This window comes from Mycobacterium sp. (assembly GCF_049673265.1).
In the GTDB taxonomy this organism is placed as follows: Bacteria; Actinomycetota; Actinomycetes; order Mycobacteriales; family Mycobacteriaceae; genus Mycobacterium.
In genome coordinates this window covers 1-2,873 of record NZ_JBATXN010000391.1, presented here as the reverse complement: position 1 = coordinate 2,873, position 2,873 = coordinate 1, and the positions used below count along the sequence as shown (strand labels likewise).

At 66.0% G+C, this 2,873-nt stretch carries 3 protein-coding genes and 1 pseudogene; all 4 read right to left on the bottom strand.

The window, feature by feature from the left end:
* Window positions 1-807: ribonuclease HII (locus tag WBF82_RS13545; RefSeq protein WP_424383524.1), on the bottom strand; the 807-nt coding region annotated here is incomplete at its 3' end.
* A 2-nt stretch (window positions 808-809) separates the two neighbouring features.
* Window positions 810-1,682, bottom strand: coding sequence for a signal peptidase I (gene lepB / locus WBF82_RS13540; protein ID WP_424383523.1), 873 nt, complete (start codon window positions 1,680-1,682; stop codon window positions 810-812).
* A 106-nt stretch (window positions 1,683-1,788) separates the two neighbouring features.
* Entirely contained in the window at window positions 1,789-2,130 is a 342-nt protein-coding gene (gene rplS, locus WBF82_RS13535; protein WP_424077964.1) for a 50S ribosomal protein L19, read from the bottom strand.
* Window positions 2,131-2,709: 579 nt separating this feature from the next.
* A pseudogene (locus WBF82_RS13530) lies at window positions 2,710-2,873 on the bottom strand (tRNA (guanosine(37)-N1)-methyltransferase TrmD); the annotation flags it as partial.

The following is a 2,873-nucleotide window of genomic DNA, read 5'->3' as shown; positions in this document are numbered from 1 at the left end:
ACCCGACTCCGCGGTTTCATGCGAGTCCGGTTCCATCTTTCCCCACCCGTCGTCGTCGCAGGGATCCGGCATGCACTCGGCCACGCCCCATTGCCTGGCTGCTCCTCGGGCCGTGCCGGCCCGCATCGTCACCAGGCGCACGCGGCTGCCCGATCCGGTCGCCACCCGCCGGACGTTGATGAACGAGTACCGATGCTCGGCACACGGGCCCAACTCGTTCAGCGCGGCAGAGTGGGCAATGGTGCTGTAGCCCTTGTGCTCGGCGAACCCGTAGCCCGGGTGGTCGGCGTCCATCGCCACCATCAACCGGTCCCGGCTGACCTTGGCCAGCACGCTGGCGGCAGCGATACAGGCCGCTGCCGCGTCGCCGCCGATCACCGGCAGCGACGGCACCGCCAGTCCCGGCACCCGGAATCCGTCGCTGAGCACATAGCCGGGACGCAGCGACAGCCCGGCCACGGCCCGTCGCATGCCTTCGATGTTTGCTACGTGCACGCCCCGCCGGTCAACTTCGACTGACGGGATGAACACCACGTGGTAGGCCAGCGCATAGCGGCAAATCAACGGGTACAGCTTCTCCCGTGTCTTTTCGTTGAGTTTCTTCGAATCATCAAGCGCAGCAAGGCTTTCCAGTCTTCCCGGGCCAAGCACACAAGCCGCGACCACCAAGGGCCCGGCGCAGGCTCCGCGGCCGACCTCGTCCACACCCGCCACCGGTCCAAGACCGCTGCGGTACAGCGCCGACTCCAGTGTGCGCAAGCCCGAGGATTTACGAATTACCGTCCGTGGCGGCCATGCGGTGGCCATGCCTACTGATTCTGCTGCGGATTGACCGAACGCACACCACCCCATCGCGATGGCGGCCACACAATGAACCTTGCCTTACCGATGACGTTGCCCACCGGCACGGTGCCCGCCATCGGATCGCCCGTGCACAGCAGTCCGTTCATTGCGTCGGCTGGGGTACTGGTGCAATGGGCCCGAGAGTCCGCCGAATGGGTGCGGTTGTCCCCCATCACCCACAACCGTCCCTGTGGGACGGTGACCGGCCCGAACTCGGGGCCCAGACACGGGTACACCGATGGCTCGGCGTTCATCGTGGCCGGATCCAGATAGGGCTCTTTCAGCCGCGCGCCGTTGACCGTCAACCCGGTATTGCTTCGGCACTGCACGGTCTGTCCACCAACCGCGATGACGCGCTTGACGAGGTCGTTCTCGTCGGGCGGCACAAAGCCGATGAACGACAGCCCGTTTTGCACCCAGCGCAATGGGGCATCGTGCGAGCGGATCGACTTGTAACCCAGGTTCCACGACGGCGGCCCCTTGAACACGATGACGTCGCCGGGGTGCGGTGAGCCGAAACGGAAGGTCACCTTGTCCACCATGATCCGGTCACCGACACAACCCGAACATCCATGCAGGGTGGGTTCCATGGATTCCGACGGGATCAGGTAGGGCCGCGCCACGAACGTCAACATGACGTAGTAGAGCACCAGCGCGATCGCTGCAAGGATGACGGTTTCCCGCAGCGCCGCCTTCTTTTTGCCCTCGGGCTCGTCCTCGTTGGGGTTGGCGTCCGCGCCGCTTGATTCGGTGGTGGCCGGTTGGCTTGTCGCGACTTCTGGCTCAGCCGGTTCAGAGTTGGGTTGGCCCTCAGGCGACGAGTCGGTGGTTTCGGTCACTGCGTCAGCCTAACTGGGCGACCATGCACGCCGGGTGAGCGGAGGGCTGAGTGGGCCGGCAGTCAGAACCAGTCGGGCGACGATGCGCGTGCGGCGGCTCGGACGGTCAGCGCTTCTCTTTGATCTTGGCTTTCTTGCCGCGCAGCTCGCGCAGGTAGTAGAGCTTGGCGCGGCGGACGTCACCGCGGGTCACGACCTCGATGTGGTCGATATTCGGCGAGTGCACCGGGAAGGTCCGCTCGACGCCCACGCCGTAGCTCTCCTTACGAACGGTGAAGGTCTCCCGGACCCCGCCGCCCTGGCGACGCAGTACGACGCCCTTGAACACCTGGATGCGCTCTTTGGCGCCCTCGATCACCTTGACGTGCACATTGATCGTGTCGCCGGGGCCGAAAGCCGGGATGTCGTCGCGCAGCGACGCCTTGTCGACGAAGTCCAGCGTGTTCATGTCGGAAGACACTTCCTTGCGGTCGCGGCTGCGGGCTGCACGCTGTCGAAGCGTGGACAGTCAACCGAGCCGATGGATTCGGGCATCTGGGCGCATCTCGCAGCAGGCGGGAGCGGACCGGCCGACCGGCAACCGCTGGAGACAACTGGTCAATTGTGCCAGATCGGGACCAGGCAGTGAAATCAGCGCGAATCGCCGATTCCGCGCAGCTGGCTGTGACGTGGGCAAACGGTAGATATGACCAAGGCCCTCGGGACATACAGCGCAACCCACCCGCTAGTCCGGCGCGTCGGTCGAGGGCAGTGTGAGGAGGGCCATGCGGGCGCGGTCGCTCCTGTTGATCACCACCGCAGCGGCACTGGCGGCGGTTGTGGCGGGCCTCCAAGCCACGATCTACGGCGCCGCAGTCTCTGCAGGACATGACTGGCGGCGCGTTCGATGGACTGTCGGCGCGCATCGAGCAGGCCGCCCAAGACGCCGCCGCCGAGGGCGCCACCATCTCGGCAGCGGTCCGGGCGGATCTGAGGCTTATCCCCGCCGAGATCGACGGTGGTGCGGGATTTCTCGGTGAAATCCGCTCTAGCGTCGATCTCGATCCCATAGGTCGGGGCGGCGTTCACGGGTGCGCTGCTCGGCAGCCTGCCGTCGCCAAGACTCGACGCGAGCGTGGTCGCCGGATAGCAGAACATCCGGGACGTCGAGTCCCCGCCAGCTCGGCGGCCTGGTGTAGGACGGGCCCTCCA

Excerpts from the sequence above, each read along its gene's own strand:
- rplS (WP_424077964.1), bottom strand. The coding sequence starts at position 2,130 with ATGAACACGCTGGACTTCGTCGACAAGGCGTCGCTGCGCGACGACATC.